Source organism: Mesorhizobium sp. WSM4821 (assembly GCF_055901555.1).
In genome coordinates this window covers 6,071,175-6,086,793 of the sequence record NZ_CM148371.1, presented here as the reverse complement: position 1 = coordinate 6,086,793, position 15,619 = coordinate 6,071,175, and the positions used below count along the sequence as shown (strand labels likewise).

Below are 15,619 nucleotides of genomic sequence, written 5' to 3'. Positions count from 1 at the left end.
ACCTGAATGAAGCGGACCCTGCGCATGAGACGATACGCCTATCCCGCGGCGGTTGCCGCGCTTGCCGCCTGCGCCGCGTCACTCGTGGGCTGGCAGGTCCATGCGGAGACGACACGGGTGCAGTTTCCGGAGCTTGAGGCACTGGTCCACTACACCACCGTGCGGCGCGGCGAGGTGACCGAGCACATCATGACGACGCCCGAGGCGATCGAGGCGGTCAAGCAGAGGCAGCCCATTCCGGACGGCACCCACTTCGTTCTCGTCGACTACCGGAATGACGAGGTCTATCGCTACTTCGTCATGGAAAAGGGAGCGGACTGGGGTCTCGACTATGACGAGTCCCGCCGCACCGACGATTGGCAGTTCCAGTGGTTCTGGCCGGACCGCTCGGTGAACATGGACGAGAACACCGCACGCTGCCAGTCGTGCCACAGCAGCCAGTCGGGCAGCGACTTCCTGTTCACGGCAAACCGCATTCCCCGCTTCGACGGCACGCCGGTCGAGTAGAACGTCGCCCATGTCCCGCATCTTCCTCATGCGGCTCGGCTTCGATCTCGTCGCCGCGGCGCTGCTCCTCTTCTGTCTGTCCTACTGGTGGCTCGGCAATGTCACGCACGAGGTAGCGGGGACCGCGCTGTTCCTCCTGCTCATCCTGCACAATGTCTTCAATCGCCGCTGGTTTGCGAATGCGGCGACCAGGGGACGGCAGCGGCGCGGGCTCTTCAACCTGACGGCGACGGCCTTGCTGCTGGCGTCGATGTTCGTCCTGCTGCTCACCAGCGTGCTGATCTCCAACGCTCTCTCATCGATCATGTCGGCCTATGGCGGATTCACGGTGCGCCAGATCCACATTGCTGCGTCCTACTGGGCGGTGATCCTGGTCTCGATCCATCTGGGACTGAGGTGGCCGATGCTGATGGGCGTCGCCCGCGGATGGTTCGGCATCACGCGTCCGAGCATCGTCCGGACCTGGTCGATGCGGCTCGCAACGACACTCATCGCCGCCTACGGCCTGTGGAGTTCCCGGGCCCAGGCCCTCGGCACGAAGCTGTCCATGCAGATGACACTCGACTGGTGGAACTTCGAGGATTCGGTCGCGGGCTTCTTCCTGCACTGGCTGGCCATTGCAGGTCTCTTCATCGCACTGACCTATTACGCAAAGCTCGGGCTGGACAGTCTCGCGCGGATCAGGACCTTACGGTCCCCGGTAGCGAAGCACGTCGACCAGTAGCGTGAGCGCCGGAGACGGATGACGCCGGCTCGGGTAGTAGAGGTGATAGCCCGGGAAATAGGGACACCACTCTTCCAGAACCCGGACGAGGCGGCGCTCGGCGATATGGGGCAGAGCCTGGTCCTCCGGCACATAGGCGAGGCCTAGCCCATCGAGCGCCGACTGGACACGTATCGAGAGGCTGTTGAACACCAGTTGGCCGTCGGCGCGAACCTTCACCTCGCGACCGTCGCGCTCCAGTCCCCAGGTCGCCAGGCCGCCATAGGTCGGCATCCTGGTCGTGATGCAATTGTGCTCCGCCAGATCCTGCGGCTCACTCGGCGACGGATGGCGGGCGAAGTAGTCGGGCGAGCCGACGAGCGCCATGCGCATCTGGGGACCGATGCGCACCGCGATCATATCCTTGGCGACCTGCTCGCCCATGCGCACGCCCGCATCGTAGCCCTCGGCGGCGATGTCGGTCAGGGCGCTGTCGACGATGATCTCGACCTTGACGTCCGGGTAGTCCGGCAGGAACTTGCTCAGCGCCGGCTGCAGCACGCTGATGGCGGGATGTTCGCCCGCGGTAATCCGCAGCGTTCCGGCCGGCCTGTCGCGCAGTTCCGTCAACGCCGCCAGTTCCACTTCGATCTCGCCCAGCCGCGGCGCCACGGTCCGCATCAGCCGCTCGCCCGCCTCGGTGCAGGAGACGCTGCGCGTCGTGCGCGTCAGCAGCCGCATGCCGAGCCGCTCTTCGAGGCTGCTGATCGTCTGGCTGAGCGCGGAGGGCGAGACGCGGAGCTTCGCGGCAGCGCGGGTAAAGCTCTTCTCCCGCGCGACGGCGGCGAAGGCAGCCAGATTGTTGAAGTCCATACTCATTCGTTAGCCCACCTAAACACCACATGCCGATTATAGCGCATTATCGCAGAGTTCGGCACGCACTATCTTCGACCTACCAACACTGATCCTGGACCGTCGCCCCCATGAGGTTACGCGGTGCGGTGACCACCAGACCTGGAAGGGAAGAAGACATGACCGCCAAAATGAAGATGAGCCGCAGGAGCCTCCTCGGCGTCGCGGGCGGCCTGGCCGCCGCTCCCCTCCTCGCGACAAGCGCCGCGCCCGTCCTGGCGCAGTCAAGCGGAGCGACCGCGGCTGCGGGCGGCTCGCCGCTCGGTATGCGGACCCTGGGCACGCTTGAGGTTTCGAGCGTCGGCATCGGCGTCCAGAACATGCACCGAACATACCACACCATCATCCCGCCTCGGGAGGAGATGCTCAACATCATCCGCACGGCCCATGAGCGCGGCGTCACCTTCTTCGACTGCGCCGAGGCCTACGGCCCGCACGAGTGCGAGCGAATCCTAGGCGAGGCGATCGAGCCATTCCGCAATGAGGTAGTCATCACCTCGAAGTTCGGCTGGGACGTCGATCTGGAGACCGGCGAACGTCGCCCGGGGCTGGTCAGCCAGCCCGGGCGCATCAAGCAGGCGGTCGAGGGCATGCTGAAGCGGCTCAGGACCGACCGCATCGATCTGCTCTACCAGCACCGCGTCGATCCCACAGTCCCGATCGAGGACGTGGCTGGTGCGATCAGCGACCTCAAGGCCGAGGGCAAGGTTCTCAACTGGGGCCTGTCCGAGATGGGCCTGAAGACCCTGCGGCGCGCGCATGCCGCGCTTCCCGTCGCCGCCGTGCAGAACGAATACTCGATGCTGTGGCGCGGTCCGGAAGACGAAGTGCTTGCCACCTGCGAGGAACTCGGCATCGGCTTCGTGCCCTGGAGCCCGCTCGGCGTCGGCTTCCTGACCGGCGCGATCGACCAGCGGACGCGGTTTGCTGAAGGTGACATCCGCGGTATCGAATCCCGCTTCTCGCCCGACAACCGTGAAGCCAACCTCGCGCTGGTGACCTTGCTGAAGGACTGGGCCGTGAAGAAGGAAGCCACGCCGGCACAGATCGCGCTCGCCTGGCTGATGGCGCAGAAGCCGTGGATCGTTCCCATCCCGGGTACGACCCAGATGCCGCATCTGCTGGAAAATATCGGCGCCGCCTCCGTCACGTTCAGCGCGGCCGAGATCGGCGAACTCAATGCCGCCGTGGCGGCGATCGAGGTGCGCGGTCAGCGGCTTCCCGACGCGGTGCTCGCCTTTTCGGGCGTCGAAGCGCCCGAGCCGAACTGACGAAGGCGATACTGATGCAATACCGTTCGATCGGCACCCTGAAGGTGTCGGCCCTTGGCCTCGGCTGCATGGGCATGACTGGCACCTATGGTGCCGCGCCGAAGGAGTCGGAGATGGTCCGGCTGCTTCGCGCCGCGCACGAAAAAGGCATCACCCTCTTCGACACGGCGGAGGCCTACGGGCCTCTCGTCAATGAGACGTTGCTCGGCGAGGCGCTGGAGCCGGTGCGCGATCATGTGGTCATCGCGACGAAGTTCGGCTTCGACATCGATCCGGTGACCGGCGCGCGCGGCAGTGGCGTCAACAGCCGCCCAGAACATTTGAAGGCGGCCGTCGAGGCTTCCCTCAAGCGGCTGCGGACCGATCGCATCGATCTGCTCTACCAGCACCGGGTCGACCCTGCTGTGCCCATCGAGGACGTGGCCGGCGCGGTGAAGGATCTCGTCGCGGCCGGCAAGGTCAAGCATTTCGGCCTTTCGGAAGCGAGTGTCGGGACGATCCGGCGCGCTCATGCGGTCCTGCCGGTCACCGCCGTGCAGAGCGAGTATTCGCTGTTCTGGCGGGGCCCGGAGACCGAGCTTCTGCCTGCGCTGGAAGAACTAGGCATAGGATTCGTGCCCTTCACGCCGCTTGGCGCGGGATTCCTGTCCGGCAAGATCGATTCGAACACGCAATTCGAGACCGGCGATTTTCGCAACCTCGTCCCCCGGCTAGCCCAAGAGGCACGACGGGCGAACCTCGATCTCGTCGATGCGATCAGGCCTGTCGCGGCCCGCAGGCAGGCGACGCTGGCGCAGGTGGCGCTGGCCTGGCTGCTCGCGCAAAAACCCTGGATCGTGCCGATCCCGGGTACGACGAAGCTGCACCGTCTGGAAGAGAACCTTGGCGCCGTGGACCTTGTGTTGACGGATGACGATCTCACCGTGATCGACGCGGCATTGTCGCGGGTCGAGGTGCATGGGGCACGCCTGCCGGACACGGTGCTGAAGATGACGAACCTCTAGGAGGGACATACCGTGAAACGCCTGCCGTCGCCGACCCGAAGGGAGGTCCTCATGTCGTCTCTGCTCCTGCCGCTCGCAGCCACGAGTGGCGTCGCGTCGGCGGCGCCGTCGGATGGGCGTGCGCTCGTCGCCTGGTTTTCCCGCAGCGGCAACACACGCGTCATCGCCGGCCGGATCACACGATCGCTTGAGGCGGACCCTTTCGAGATCGTGCCAGCCGATCCCTATCCCGACGACTATTTCGAGACCGTCGAGCAGGCGCGGCAGGAACGCGATCGCGGATTCGAGCCGCCGCTTGCCGCGACAGTCGGCCGGATCGCCGCCTACGAAACCCTCTATCTGGGATTCCCGATCTGGGGAGGCACCGCACCGCCCGTGATCCGCTCCTTCCTCGCCGTACATGATCTGGCGCGCAAGACGATCGTGCCCTTCATTACGCATGGCGGCTTTGGAACGGGCGACAGCCTCACGGTGGTCGCGGACCACGCACCGCAGGCGCGCCTCGTCGACGGCTTTGTGCTGGAGCGGCCGCAGGAACGCCAGACGGTCGAGCGTGTCACGGAGTGGCTGGATGGGCTGGACGTCGGCCGATGATTTTGAGCGCTCTCGTCGTTGCGGTCTCGCTGCTGTTTCAGGCTTCTGCGATGCAGGCGCAAGAGGGCAAGCAAGACAGGACGGACGTGAACCGCGCTGTGAAAGGACCGGTCGCTGCGGCTGACCAGTTGTCGACCGCCAGCACGATCGGCGATCTCATGGCGCATCCGGCGTTCGCCGGTCACGCCCGCCTGCTGCTGCCGTGGGACGACAGGCCAGCCGACCCCTCGATGCCGCTGAGCGAGATCGGCTCGCTGCTTCCGTATCACAGCAACGTCTGGCCCGATCTCGTCGTGTCTTCCGTCAATCGGATGATCGACGACGTCGCTGCCGGCCGTCAGGTGTTTTATGATTTCTACACCGACGGTCAGAAGCAGGACGCTTCGGCGCGGGAGAACACCGGGCTGTTCTTCTATCGCGGCCGAGCCGGAGCACCGTTCGCTGTCATCGCGCCCGGCGGGGGCTTTTCCTATGTCGGATCAGTCCACGAAGGATTCCCATACGCGGATGTCCTGAGCAGCCTCGGATACAATGCCTTCGTCCTGAAGTACCGCGTCGGCCAGCGAGGCGCCGTGGCGACCGAGGATCTGGCCTTCGCCCTCAGCTACATCTTCGCCAACGCGGAGGAGCTGCAGGTGTCGACGGAGGGCTATTCCCTGTGGGGAAGCTCCGCCGGCGCCCGCATGGTCGCATCCATCGGATCGCATGGCACGGCACGGTTCGGCGGCGACGACCTTCCTAAGCCCTCGACGGTGGTGATGGCCTATACCTCCCATCAAGATCACACCGCAGATGAACCGCCCACCTTCGCAGTGGTCGGGCAACAGGACGGCATTGCTCCGCCCCCAGCCATGGAACGCCGGGTCTCCGCACTCCGCACCAACGGGACAAATGTGGAGTTCAGGGTGTTTCCCGGAATCGGCCATGGGTTCGGCCTTGGCACCGGCACAAGCGCGGAGGGGTGGGTAGAGGACGCTGCAGCGTTCTGGGAGAAATTGAGGCGCTAGGGAAACGTCCGCGGCCGCGTGTTCAAGCCTCGTGTCAACGGGACGTCAGGTTTCGGGCAGCGGTAGATTTGCCCTGAATGTCCGGGATGGTGAAGGGTTTCGGTCGAAACTCTGGTTTGAGCGGGAACTGGTTGAGTGGCCCCGTCCGTTGTGATTCGCTTGAGTTGTCTAGACTTGAGCGAGGTCACAACATGGGTTGGACGGAGGCCACCCGCCGGCAATATTGCCGCGCGGGGCAGCGGGATGCAAATGCGTTGACGGACAAGGAATGGGCTGATCGAGCCGTTCCTGCCGGGAGCGAAGGCGACGGGACGACCGCGGACGACCGAATTGCGGGCGGTCGTGGACGCGCTCCTCTTTATCGCCTGGACGGGCTGCCAGTGGCGGGCATTGCCTAGGCGGTTCCCGCCGGTTTCGACGGTTCAACGCTATTTCTATGGGGCGGGACGATGGGCCGTGGAAGACCATCAACTTCCACCCGGTGGCGGCGGCTCGCGCCGCCCTCGGTCGCGAAGCGAACCCCAGCTCCGGCGTCATTGACAGCCAATCGGCAAAGGCCACGGACGTTGCCGGTCTGCGTGGCTTCGACGCCGGCAAGAAGATCAAAGGCCGCAAGCGCCATATCATCACCGACACCGAGGGGCACCTGGTCGGGCTGACGGTGCATACGGCCGATATCCGGGACAGGGATGGGGCAGTCGGGGTCATCGCCTCCATTCGACAGCTTTACCCGTGGTTGCGCCATCTATTCGCCGACGGCGGTTATGCCGGAGAAAAACTGACGCAGGCTCTGGCCGATCTGGGCACGTGGACCATCGAAATCATCAAGCGCTCCGACACGGCCAAAGGCTTTGAGGTGCTGCCGCGACGATGGGTCGTCGAGCGAACCTTCGCCTGGCTGGGACGTTGTCGCCGGCTCGCCAAGGACTTCGAGGCGACCATCGCCAGCGCCGAGGCGTGGATCTTCATCGCGTCGATCCGCCTCATACTTCGCCGCATGGCAGCTCCGCGTCGTGCCTAACCGAGTTTCGAGTCAGGCTCTAACTAAGCAAACGGCGGCTATTCTAGTTTCTTTTTCCGGAAGCAGACTGACGGCTTCCCACCCCTTGGACGAAGCCGCTCGCGCGGCACTGGCGCCCGTGGCGAGGGTGCAGCAATGATCTGAACGCCGTGCATTTGTAGGTTTGCGGTCCTGGCTGACGATTGGGGTCTTCTCAATCATCAGACAGGAGGTTCCCATGACGGAGGAGAGGACCGCTGCTGACAGCCTTGTTCACGTCCGCCTCGGCCGTCTGCGTGACCGGGCTGATCGTTCAGGATACACCCACCTACTGGTCCGGTTTCGGTCAAGGTGTCATTCTCGCGCTCTTCCAGATCGGCGGTTTCGGGATCATGACGGTCGCGCGACGGTCCTGGGGCTCCTATCGCTGCTCTACACGAACAGAAAATCGCCATTTGAAAGACTTGAGGCAGGGATACTGTTTAGCGAAACAGTGTCACTGTCGGAAAAGACGACCAGCGTGTCGCTCCCGACCTGCCGGAGTTCGCTGTAGCTCTGGTAGCCTGAAATCTCCAGGAGATCATCGCCGGAGAAATCGAAGTCGGTGATGGTGTCGTTGCCGTGGCCGGCGGCGAAGAAGAAGCTGTCGTTTCCCGTTCCGCCAGTGAGGATATCGGCGCCAGGGCCACCGATGAGCCGGTCCGACCCGCCCCGACCGTCCAGCTGATCGCCGCCGCCGAGGCCTTCGAGCGTGTTCGCCCCGCCGTTGCCCACCATGGCGTTGGCAAGCCCGTTGCCTTTTCCCGCCAGATTGGCAGCCGACCTCAGGAAGAGGTTTTCGACGTTGTCGGCCAGGGTCCAGTTTGTATAAGCATGCGTCTCGTCAATGCCGCCATTGGTATTCTCGATGGTTTTGTCGCCGGCGTTGTCGACATAGTAGACATCAGCACCCGCGCCGCCGACAAGCGTGTCGGCGCCCGCTTTTCCGTCCAAGATGTCGCTGCCGTCCATTCCATAAATGACGTCCGCACCGGAACCGCCCGTAAGCGTATTGTTGCCGTCGTCCCCTACGATTGACCCCGGCGGCGGCTCATTGAATGGATCCTTCCAGATGAAATCCGAACTGCTCAGGGAGGTGCTGGTTACGTCTTCCAGTAGAACAGTGTCACTGTCGGAAAACACGACCAGCGTGTCGCTCCCGACCTGCCGGAGTTCGCTGTAGCTCTGGTAGCCTGAAATCTCCAGGAGATCATCGCCGGAGAAATCGAAGTCGGTGATGGTGTCGTGGCCGTGGCCGGCGGCGAAGAAGAAGCTGTCGTTTCCCGTTCCGCCCGTGAGGATATCGGCGCCAGGGCCGCCGATGAGCCGGTCCGACCCGCCTCGACCGTCCAGCTGATCGCCGCCGCCGAGGCCTTCGAGCGTGTTCGCTCCGCCGTTGCCCACCATGGCGTTGGCAAGCCCGTTGCCTTTTCCCGCCAGATTGGCAGCCGACCTCAGGAAGAGGTTTTCGACGTTGTCGGCCAGGGTCCAGTTTGTATAAGCATGCGTCTCGTCAATGCCGCCATTGGTATTCTCGAGGGTTTTGTCGCCGGCGTTGTCGACATAGTAGACATCAGAACCCGCGCCGCCGACAAGCGTGTCGGCGCCGACCCCGCCGATGAGCTGGTCGGAACCGCCGCGGCCCTCCAGCACGTCATCGCCCGCCAGCCCATCCAGCACGTTGGCTCCCTCGTTTCCTCCGAGTTGGTCGGCAAAGGAAGAGCCAGTAAGATTTTCAATGCTGGTGAAGGTATCGCGATCACTTCCGATGCCGGTCCCGTCCAGACCGAAGTGTTGTTCCAAGGCGTCGATCCAATATGAGGCGATTTTTGCATATCCCCCGGCAGTCGGATGCAGTCCGCTATCAAGCGGCGGTGCTGTGATGTCATCTGGTGTCAGATCACGCATGTCGACAAAGATGACCTTATGCCCTTGGGCGGCCAGTTCAGAGATCAGAGCGGGCATTGCATCGTTGTAGGCGTTGACGCGGTCCGCACGCGCCTGTGACTGCTGCCCGACGCGAATGGGAGGCAAGGAACCGACGAAGACGGTCAAGGCAGGATCGCTCGAACTCAAGCTGAGCAACAGGTTGCGCAAATCCTGCAGCATCGTTGGCACGCTATCGGTCGCGCTGTCGTTCGTTCCGGCAATCAGCAGCGCGGCGTCGGCCTTGGTAGCCGCCACAATGCCGTTGTCTATCCCGTTCAGCTGATTCAGCGTCCAGCCGCGGTGTCCTTCGTGATCGCGATCCTGCATGCTGGCGGGCCCATTGGACAGGGAACCGACGAAATTGATCTTGACGTTGAGGGCGTCCAGCCGTTCCAGCATGAACTTCCGATATCCGCCACTTTCGGTATCTGACGAGCTGGCGATCACTCCATATGTGATGGAGTCGCCGAGCGGCAGTATTGAAAGCAACTTGTACGCATGCCCGGAGGCCAAATCGGCAATGACTCCGCGGGAAGACGCCTTGTAGCTTACGCCGTCCAAGCTGCCTGCGCCGACGAACGCATCTGCACGGTTGCTGTCATAGAATACAGTCACAGCAGTCTCTCCTCTTGGCAAAGGGGCATGCTCAACTGGAAGTCACCCACCAAAGGGCACAGCGGTACGAAGCGCTGGACGGGGTTGGTGAGAAGCCTACATGACTAGTTCCTTGGGTATCACTGGCGTAGGTTGGCTCTCCGTCCTATGCGGCCTCCGGGGAATACGGCCGGACTGCGCTTGAGAATACTATCAAATGGACGGAATTGCCGGCATTCGTTGACGGCCTGTTCGACTTGGATGTCCAGAACCATTGTGTATGGCCTCTTCAAACGCTGGTCCGGTGCAGCCGAAGCCGATACGATCGGGCCTCATGCAGGTAAGCGAGGCAATTTCAATGTTGCATCGCATATTGATGCGGTGCAACATGATATTTGCCACAATTTTGGGTAGCTCGGCAACACTTTTTTAAGCCTGCAACACCTCCTGAGCGACTACGGCACGATGAGGCTGGCCGGTCGAACACTGTCGCGTTAGTTATGCCTAAATTAGACAATGCTTTGGTACGCCTACGTCGTGGTATGGTTGCCTTGTTGCGGTGCAGCAATATGTACCATACACGCGGGATGTCGGGAATATCCGGCCACGACAGGGCTCATCCCGTCACCGGAAGGTACCGAAAACCGAAGAGGTAGGCGAAAAATGCCGGAAGACGGGAGATGCATGGCATGAGCATCGGAGCGGGCAGCGCCCCGCCTTGGCCGTCAGTCGGCATCGTGCGTTCACCGGTTGAGCGTTGGGTTCTTGCAGCCTTTCTCTTTTTCCCGTTCCTGTGCGGACTCGTTCCGATCCTGCTTTACGAAAAAGCGGCCTCCCGGGTGGCCTGGCACGATCCTGCCTTTGCCACGGCCGGCGCGATCGGGTTGGCCGTGCTATGCTGCGCTTTTGCATTCGTACGCTATCCCTCCGAGGCGCGGCCTGCTCGTACAATCGTCGTCGGCCTGGCGATAACGCTCGGCCTCTTCGGCTTTGGGCTTGGAGACGAACTCAGCATTGCCGACGCGGCCCGCGCAGAGGCCTTGGGCAATGCGCTCGAATATGCACGCCTGATCGCGCTTGCCGCAGGCTTTCTGTCGATCCTACGGCCATCCTTCGCCATTTTCCCGATGGTCTATTTCGCCTTCCACAAGGATGTCACGCGGGCAGTCTCCGGTGCCGCGGAACTGGGCCGCAACGATTATGCGCCCTTGGTTGAGGTCGGTCTCTTCCTGGCCTGTGGCCTGATAGTCCTGAGCCTGCTGCAGAGTGTGAGCCGGCTGAAGCCCGTCACCAGGAACCTATCCAGCCTTGACGAACTCGGAACCAGGAATTTCGCAGCCCAAGCTGCCGGCATACTGCTTCTTGCCGGGATCGGCGCCCATTTCGGCAACTACTTCATGTCCGGGATGGCCAAGATCACGCTTGACGGAGGGCCCCTGAGCTGGGTCCTCGAAAACCCGACCAGCTCCATGATGCTGGCTGGGTACAGCCTGGGCGCGGCCCCGCTCGGCTTTTCTGAATCCCTGCTCGCTCTTGCTTACGAAGCCTTCAGAGCTGTCCAGATTCCGATGAATGTCGTCATCCTTGCTGCTCAGCTTCTATGCTTTCTCGCGTTTTGGCGCCGACGGTGGCTCATCGGCCTGACCGCGTTCTTTGATCTCATGCACATCGGGATCTTCCTTCTGAGCGGCGCCCTTTTTCTGCACTGGATCATCTTGAACAGTCTGATCGTTGCGGCTCTGACGAGAATGAAGGAAAATTCGTTCTCCACAATCACCATCGTAACCGGGATCCTTGTCACGATATTCGGCCACGTGGTCTTTTATAACGCGCGGCTCGGCTGGTACGATTCAAGGCAGATCCGGCAGGCACATTTCGAGGCCCTCACGGGAGAAGGTGACTGGGTGCGGGTCGCCCCAAGCTTCTTTCGCGATGCCTCCTACCTGCTCTATGCCCGCCACTTCAGCTTTCATGAGTATCGTCACGAATCCGGCCACGTTCCGACCTCAGCTTTCGGCCAGATCGGGATAAGGGACGTGCAGCCAAAGTCCTCGGAAGTTGCCTCGTCCAACTATGAGGTCATGAAACTTACCAACGAGTGCGCCTATCCAGTCGAACAGCCAGTTACGCCGCCTGACTACGATACGGCCCGCCCGGCGCTGTTTATTCTTGGGCAGCACAATCGCGCCGAGAATTTGGCAAACTCGGTTATTGCGGTTGATTACAACCTCTATCCCCACCATCACTATTCCATGACGTTCCTGCACCGCGATTTTGAGGCGCAGGACTCTCGCGCCGTCGTGGCATATCGATATGTGGTCGATACCGTCTGCCTGGATGTCGCAGATGGCAAGATCGTTCGGCGAGTCATGACTCAAACCTTGGGGCCCAGGATCGATGTCCGTCAGTGAATCCCGAGAGGGCGTCACGATCGTCTATGACGGCGAATGCCCGTTCTGCAGCCAGTACGTCAAGATGATCAGGCTTCGTCAGGCCTTCGGACATGTCCAGCTGGTGGATGCCCGGTCCGATGATCCAAAGGCTCTGGAGGTGCTTGACCGTTTTGATCTGGACGACGGCATGGCCGCGCTAATCGGCGGACGCTGGTATCATGGTGCTCAGTGCATGCACATGCTGTCACTTGCCAGCGGCTCGTCCTCATTCGCCAATCGGTTTATGGCTCGCGTCTTCTCTGATCCAGACAGGGCGCGCATTCTCTACCCGTTTTTAAGATCCGGAAGAAATCTTGTGCTTAGGATTCTGGGCCGCAAGAAGATCAACAAGGCAAAGTAGAACGTTTTCAGAGACGTCACAAAAAGCTGATCAGATTTCAACTTCGTGGCGTATTTATAGCGGGATTGTTTGAGGGCACCGCAAAGTTAACCGAGAGGTGACGGATTTCTGCGATCAGGAAGGCATGTCGAAGATTGCCCGTGATCCGCCCTATCGTCGCCACCACTCAGCCTGAAGGTCTGCTCATCACCACCCTTCTGCGTCGCCTGGTGGGGAAGGACCGCTTCGTCGGAGGAGCGGTTGTTCATTCGGCGACGAGCAACGGCAACAATTGGCGCGACTTGCTCGTGGTCCGTGAACATTGAGGCTTTTCAGCCTGGGATGGGTTTGGGCGGGCTTCGGAGGGCGGCGATGAGAAGCCACAAAAGCTGCCTGAACCAGTTGGGTGGGAGGGAGAAGTTGTAGCCTGCAGCGGCCAGGATAGCATTGACGGCGTCGCCCTGGTGGCCGGCGAGGGAATTGCGGCCCATCCGGTGCTCGGCCTTGACGTGGCCGATCACGGGCTCGATCGCGGGCGGCGGCGCATCTGGCGCTTGACGGCTGGGTCACGCGGCGTTTCTGACCGCTGGTGAAGACCCTGGACTTGTGGCTCTGCGGTGCGTTGTGGCCGCGATAGCCGGCGTCGGCGAGGATGCTTATAGCGCGGCGATCTGGGAGAGATCTCATTCTGATCGCCGCGCCGCAGTTGCGGCTGATCTCGTTGCCGATGGCTTTTTCCATGTCTGGGATGACGCTTTCGAGCGTGTGGCCATCATATGGATTGCCGGGCAACGCTTTTGCACATAGGGCGAACTGGCCGGCGGATCATAGGGAGCCTCATTCGATAGCCACCGCCGGGCGACAAAAAGAGGCTGAAGTTCTTGGCGTGTCCGCCCGTGGCACCCAGCAGCCAGAAAATAATGCTGGGCAGTATAGGCTTTCAATATGCGCGTTGGCGTATATTTCTGATTTATACGCAATCCAGTATAACGGAGGAGAGGCGCGAACGCGTGCAACAAACGCGTAAAGCAAAAGCGCCGAAGCACGTTACAGGCGCAATGAGACTTGGAATCGGCAGTGTCGCAAGGTTCACGATGGTCGAAATCCGATAGCGCGACAGGCCGGACGCGGCGGTTTCTTAGGCGGCCGCGCCCTTTTGATCGATGGACGCGGTACTGGATAAGCCTTGCATGAACATTGTGATGTTTACCAACACGTTCAGTCCGCATGTCGGCGGCGTTGCACACAGCGTCGCGTGGTTGTCGCAGACGCTGCGTGAGTTGGGGCATGCGGTCCTGATCGTCGCGCCGGACTATGCGGAAGCAGGTCGATCGGAAAGCGACATCCTTCGCGTTCCTGCGATCCAGAACTTTAACGGGAGCGATTTTTCAGTGCCGATCCCGTTCACCCGCTCCCTCGAAAAGACGCTGAGTGCCTTCGAGCCGGATATTATCCATTCGCACCACCCGTTTCTTCTCGGCGACACCGCCCTTCGCACCGCCGCGTCACGAGCGTTGCCGGCCATATTCACCTATCACACCCGCTACGAACTCTACGGACACTACGTTGCCCAGGACGCTCCGGTCCTCCAACGGCTCGTGCTCAGCCTCGCGGTCGGCTACTGTGATCTGTGCGACCATATCATCGCCCCAACGCTCAGCATTGCCGACCTCTTGCGCCACCACGATGTCACCAAGCCGATCGCCGTAATCCCGACAGGGATTGATCTGGCCAGGTTCTCCAACGGAGATCGGCAGAGGTTGCGGAGCCGCCTGGGAATAGCGGAAACCGATTTCATCGTCGGGCACGTCGGCCGGCTGGCGCCGGAGAAGAACCTGACATACCTCACCGAAGCAGTCTGCCTGTTGCTTTCGCAAAATGAGCGCACGCATTTTATCGTCGCCGGCGAGGGTTCGTCAGCGTCCGAAATGCGCCGGATGCTGGACGATGTTGGCCTTCAGGATAGATGCCATCTGCTGGGCGTGGTCGAAGGCGCCGATCTGGCCGACGTCTATGCCGCCATGGACGTCTTCGCCTTCTCGTCGCGTTCCGAAACCCAGGGTCTCGTGCTCGTCGAGGCGATGGCAGCCGGCGTTCCCGTGGTCGGGCTTGATGAACCTGGAGTGCGTGAAGTGGTACGCAACGGAAAGAACGGCCGCCTCCTGTCAGCCGATGCCTCCCCAGCCCAATTCTCCGAAGCTCTCGCCAAGGTCCGCGCGATCACGCCACGGGGTCGAGCGATGTTGCAAGAACAAGCCAGACTGACTGCGGCCTCCTATTCACGATCCTCGACCGCGCAGCAGACCGTCGATCTCTATTCGCGCGCTGTCGCGAGCCATGGCGGTACCCGAGCTCTCGGCACTCGCTCACTTGAGGCGACGCTCGAAGGTCTCAAGCAGGAATGGAGAATCCTCGCCAACCTTGCGAATGCCGTCAAGGACGCGGTGGCGACGCGCAGCGACCCCGCAAAGTAACGGCTGCGGGACCTTAGGGGGTGCGGCAGCCAGCACCCGATGGCACGGCGCCACTGACGGTTTGAGAAGCCCGCCAGCTTGCATGGCCATAGCAAGAAGCAGGCCACACCTGGCCGACGCCCGGCTACCACACTCGTTTTAGGCATGGAGTCGCCTCCAGGCTCATCCGATTTGACGGCGGGGGGGAACGGAACATGACAATTTTACTAAATTAGCAGCAACGCATGGAGGGCCTATAAGACTCCCCGGCCGGCGCTGCCCCGCCGCTAAAACCCTCGCCGGTTAGGCCCGACGGCCTCTCGATCCTTTGAGCGGCCGTCGGGCCGCTCAATGTGGCGCGGTCTTCAACCTCTTCCCTGAAAATCCTGCAGCGAGGCGGCCCGAAGGCCCGAAGGTCTTCCTCGGCACCAAGGCGCATGGTCAAGGAACAGCGGCAGCAATCGAGCTACTATTTAGAGGAGCGCAGCAACCCCTCCTCCTCGGCAGCGGCCTCGAATGCCTTCCTCACGTCGTCGGTCGTGCGCTCGCCTTCAATGAGAGCCATGCAGACCTCGACCGCCTCCTTCCACTTGGGTCCCCGCGTGGTCCACTTCATGAGTTCCACAGCGGCACTCTCGACATTGGTGCAGACGTAGGTGAACCCAGGTCGGTCGGTTTCGATATAGACCGGAGAGTGAAACCAATGGATAGCCATAAGACTTCCTAGTCAGGAGAAAGATGACACGTTGGCTTCCTTCCTTGGCAGCGGCCTCAAAAGCCATTCGTATCACGTGAGGGTCAATCGGATCGCCCGCCAGCGAGGCCCTCTCCGGG

At 61.8% G+C, this 15,619-nt stretch carries 13 protein-coding genes and 2 pseudogenes; 11 read left to right on the top strand and 4 right to left on the bottom strand.

Annotation, left to right across the window (positions count from 1 at the left end; genetic code table 11):
* The first annotated feature begins 24 nt into the window (after nucleotides 1–24).
* Together AC0NID_RS29760 and AC0NID_RS29755 are read left to right on the top strand one after the other, a co-directional pair.
* Nucleotides 25–507, top strand: a complete 483-nt coding sequence (locus AC0NID_RS29760; RefSeq protein WP_473456998.1) for a cytochrome P460 family protein — start codon at nucleotides 25–27, stop codon at nucleotides 505–507.
* Nucleotides 508–517: 10 nt separating this feature from the next.
* Nucleotides 518–1,231, top strand: coding sequence for a DUF4405 domain-containing protein (locus AC0NID_RS29755; RefSeq protein WP_473456999.1), 714 nt, complete (start codon nucleotides 518–520; stop codon nucleotides 1,229–1,231).
* Here the strand turns inward: AC0NID_RS29755 and AC0NID_RS29750 are convergent.
* Nucleotides 1,196–2,083 (bottom strand): LysR family transcriptional regulator, encoded by an 888-nt coding sequence (locus AC0NID_RS29750; RefSeq protein ID WP_473457089.1) that lies wholly within the window; start codon nucleotides 2,081–2,083, stop codon nucleotides 1,196–1,198. The genes AC0NID_RS29755 and AC0NID_RS29750 overlap by 36 nt on opposite strands.
* Before the next feature lie 305 nt (nucleotides 2,084–2,388).
* Here AC0NID_RS29750 and AC0NID_RS29745 point away from each other — a divergent pair, with 305 nt between their 5' ends.
* The 5 genes and pseudogenes from AC0NID_RS29745 (at nucleotide 2,389) to AC0NID_RS29725 (ending at nucleotide 7,019) form a co-directional block, all read left to right on the top strand.
* Entirely contained in the window at nucleotides 2,389–3,393 is a 1,005-nt protein-coding gene (locus AC0NID_RS29745) for an aldo/keto reductase (RefSeq protein ID WP_473457091.1), read from the top strand.
* A 14-nt stretch (nucleotides 3,394–3,407) separates the two neighbouring features.
* Nucleotides 3,408–4,397 (top strand): aldo/keto reductase, encoded by a 990-nt coding sequence (locus AC0NID_RS29740; RefSeq protein ID WP_473457000.1) that lies wholly within the window; start codon nucleotides 3,408–3,410, stop codon nucleotides 4,395–4,397.
* A gap of 51 nt (nucleotides 4,398–4,448) precedes the next feature.
* Nucleotides 4,449–4,991, top strand: a complete 543-nt coding sequence (locus tag AC0NID_RS29735; protein ID WP_473457001.1) for a flavodoxin — start codon at nucleotides 4,449–4,451, stop codon at nucleotides 4,989–4,991.
* A complete protein-coding gene (locus AC0NID_RS29730; protein WP_473457002.1) occupies nucleotides 4,988–5,998 on the top strand; it encodes an alpha/beta hydrolase in 1,011 nt (336 codons plus the stop codon). The genes AC0NID_RS29735 and AC0NID_RS29730 overlap by 4 nt, the downstream gene beginning before the upstream one ends.
* Before the next feature lie 191 nt (nucleotides 5,999–6,189).
* Nucleotides 6,190–7,019: pseudogene (locus tag AC0NID_RS29725) on the top strand (IS5 family transposase).
* 411 nt (nucleotides 7,020–7,430) lie between these two features.
* Here the strand turns inward: AC0NID_RS29725 and AC0NID_RS29720 are convergent.
* Entirely contained in the window at nucleotides 7,431–9,581 is a 2,151-nt protein-coding gene (locus AC0NID_RS29720; protein ID WP_474033364.1) for a GDSL-type esterase/lipase family protein, read from the bottom strand.
* Nucleotides 9,582–10,249: 668 nt separating this feature from the next.
* Between AC0NID_RS29720 and AC0NID_RS29715 the strand changes: the two genes are divergently transcribed.
* The 3 genes from AC0NID_RS29715 (at nucleotide 10,250) to AC0NID_RS29705 (ending at nucleotide 12,658) form a co-directional block, all read left to right on the top strand.
* Nucleotides 10,250–11,971 (top strand): hypothetical protein, encoded by a 1,722-nt coding sequence (locus AC0NID_RS29715; protein WP_473457004.1) that lies wholly within the window; start codon nucleotides 10,250–10,252, stop codon nucleotides 11,969–11,971.
* Nucleotides 11,958–12,353, top strand: a complete 396-nt coding sequence (locus tag AC0NID_RS29710; RefSeq protein WP_473457006.1) for a DCC1-like thiol-disulfide oxidoreductase family protein — start codon at nucleotides 11,958–11,960, stop codon at nucleotides 12,351–12,353. Before AC0NID_RS29715 ends, AC0NID_RS29710 begins: the two co-directional genes overlap by 14 nt.
* A gap of 140 nt (nucleotides 12,354–12,493) precedes the next feature.
* Nucleotides 12,494–12,658, top strand: coding sequence for a hypothetical protein (locus AC0NID_RS29705; protein WP_473457007.1), 165 nt, complete (start codon nucleotides 12,494–12,496; stop codon nucleotides 12,656–12,658).
* 6 nt (nucleotides 12,659–12,664) lie between these two features.
* On the opposite strand, the pseudogene AC0NID_RS29700 reads toward AC0NID_RS29705, so the two are convergent.
* Nucleotides 12,665–13,151, bottom strand: a pseudogene (locus AC0NID_RS29700) (transposase); the annotation flags it as partial.
* 371 nt (nucleotides 13,152–13,522) lie between these two features.
* On the opposite strand from AC0NID_RS29700, the gene AC0NID_RS29695 reads away from it, so the two are divergent.
* Nucleotides 13,523–14,806 (top strand): glycosyltransferase, encoded by a 1,284-nt coding sequence (locus AC0NID_RS29695; protein WP_473457008.1) that lies wholly within the window; start codon nucleotides 13,523–13,525, stop codon nucleotides 14,804–14,806.
* A 448-nt stretch (nucleotides 14,807–15,254) separates the two neighbouring features.
* Here the strand turns inward: AC0NID_RS29695 and AC0NID_RS29690 are convergent, their stop codons facing one another.
* Complete coding sequence (locus tag AC0NID_RS29690) at nucleotides 15,255–15,500, bottom strand: DUF982 domain-containing protein (protein ID WP_473457009.1); 246 nt, start codon at nucleotides 15,498–15,500, stop codon at nucleotides 15,255–15,257.
* Nucleotides 15,501–15,619 lie beyond the last annotated feature (119 nt).

What these genes read in the sequence shown, in the direction of transcription:
- AC0NID_RS29760 (WP_473456998.1), top strand. Translation starts at nt 25, where the DNA reads ATGAGACGATACGCCTATCCCGCGGCGGTTGCCGCGCTTGCCGCCTGC.
- AC0NID_RS29755 (WP_473456999.1), top strand. Translation starts at nt 518, where the DNA reads ATGTCCCGCATCTTCCTCATGCGGCTCGGCTTCGATCTCGTCGCCGCG.
- AC0NID_RS29750 (WP_473457089.1), bottom strand. Translation starts at nt 2,083, where the DNA reads ATGGACTTCAACAATCTGGCTGCCTTCGCCGCCGTCGCGCGGGAGAAG.
- AC0NID_RS29745 (WP_473457091.1), top strand. Translation starts at nt 2,389, where the DNA reads ATGCGGACCCTGGGCACGCTTGAGGTTTCGAGCGTCGGCATCGGCGTC.
- AC0NID_RS29740 (WP_473457000.1), top strand. Translation starts at nt 3,408, where the DNA reads ATGCAATACCGTTCGATCGGCACCCTGAAGGTGTCGGCCCTTGGCCTC.
- AC0NID_RS29735 (WP_473457001.1), top strand. Translation starts at nt 4,449, where the DNA reads ATGTCGTCTCTGCTCCTGCCGCTCGCAGCCACGAGTGGCGTCGCGTCG.
- AC0NID_RS29730 (WP_473457002.1), top strand. Translation starts at nt 4,988, where the DNA reads ATGATTTTGAGCGCTCTCGTCGTTGCGGTCTCGCTGCTGTTTCAGGCT.
- AC0NID_RS29715 (WP_473457004.1), top strand. Translation starts at nt 10,250, where the DNA reads ATGAGCATCGGAGCGGGCAGCGCCCCGCCTTGGCCGTCAGTCGGCATC.
- AC0NID_RS29710 (WP_473457006.1), top strand. Translation starts at nt 11,958, where the DNA reads ATGTCCGTCAGTGAATCCCGAGAGGGCGTCACGATCGTCTATGACGGC.
- AC0NID_RS29695 (WP_473457008.1), top strand. Translation starts at nt 13,523, where the DNA reads ATGAACATTGTGATGTTTACCAACACGTTCAGTCCGCATGTCGGCGGC.
- AC0NID_RS29690 (WP_473457009.1), bottom strand. Translation starts at nt 15,500, where the DNA reads ATGGCTATCCATTGGTTTCACTCTCCGGTCTATATCGAAACCGACCGA.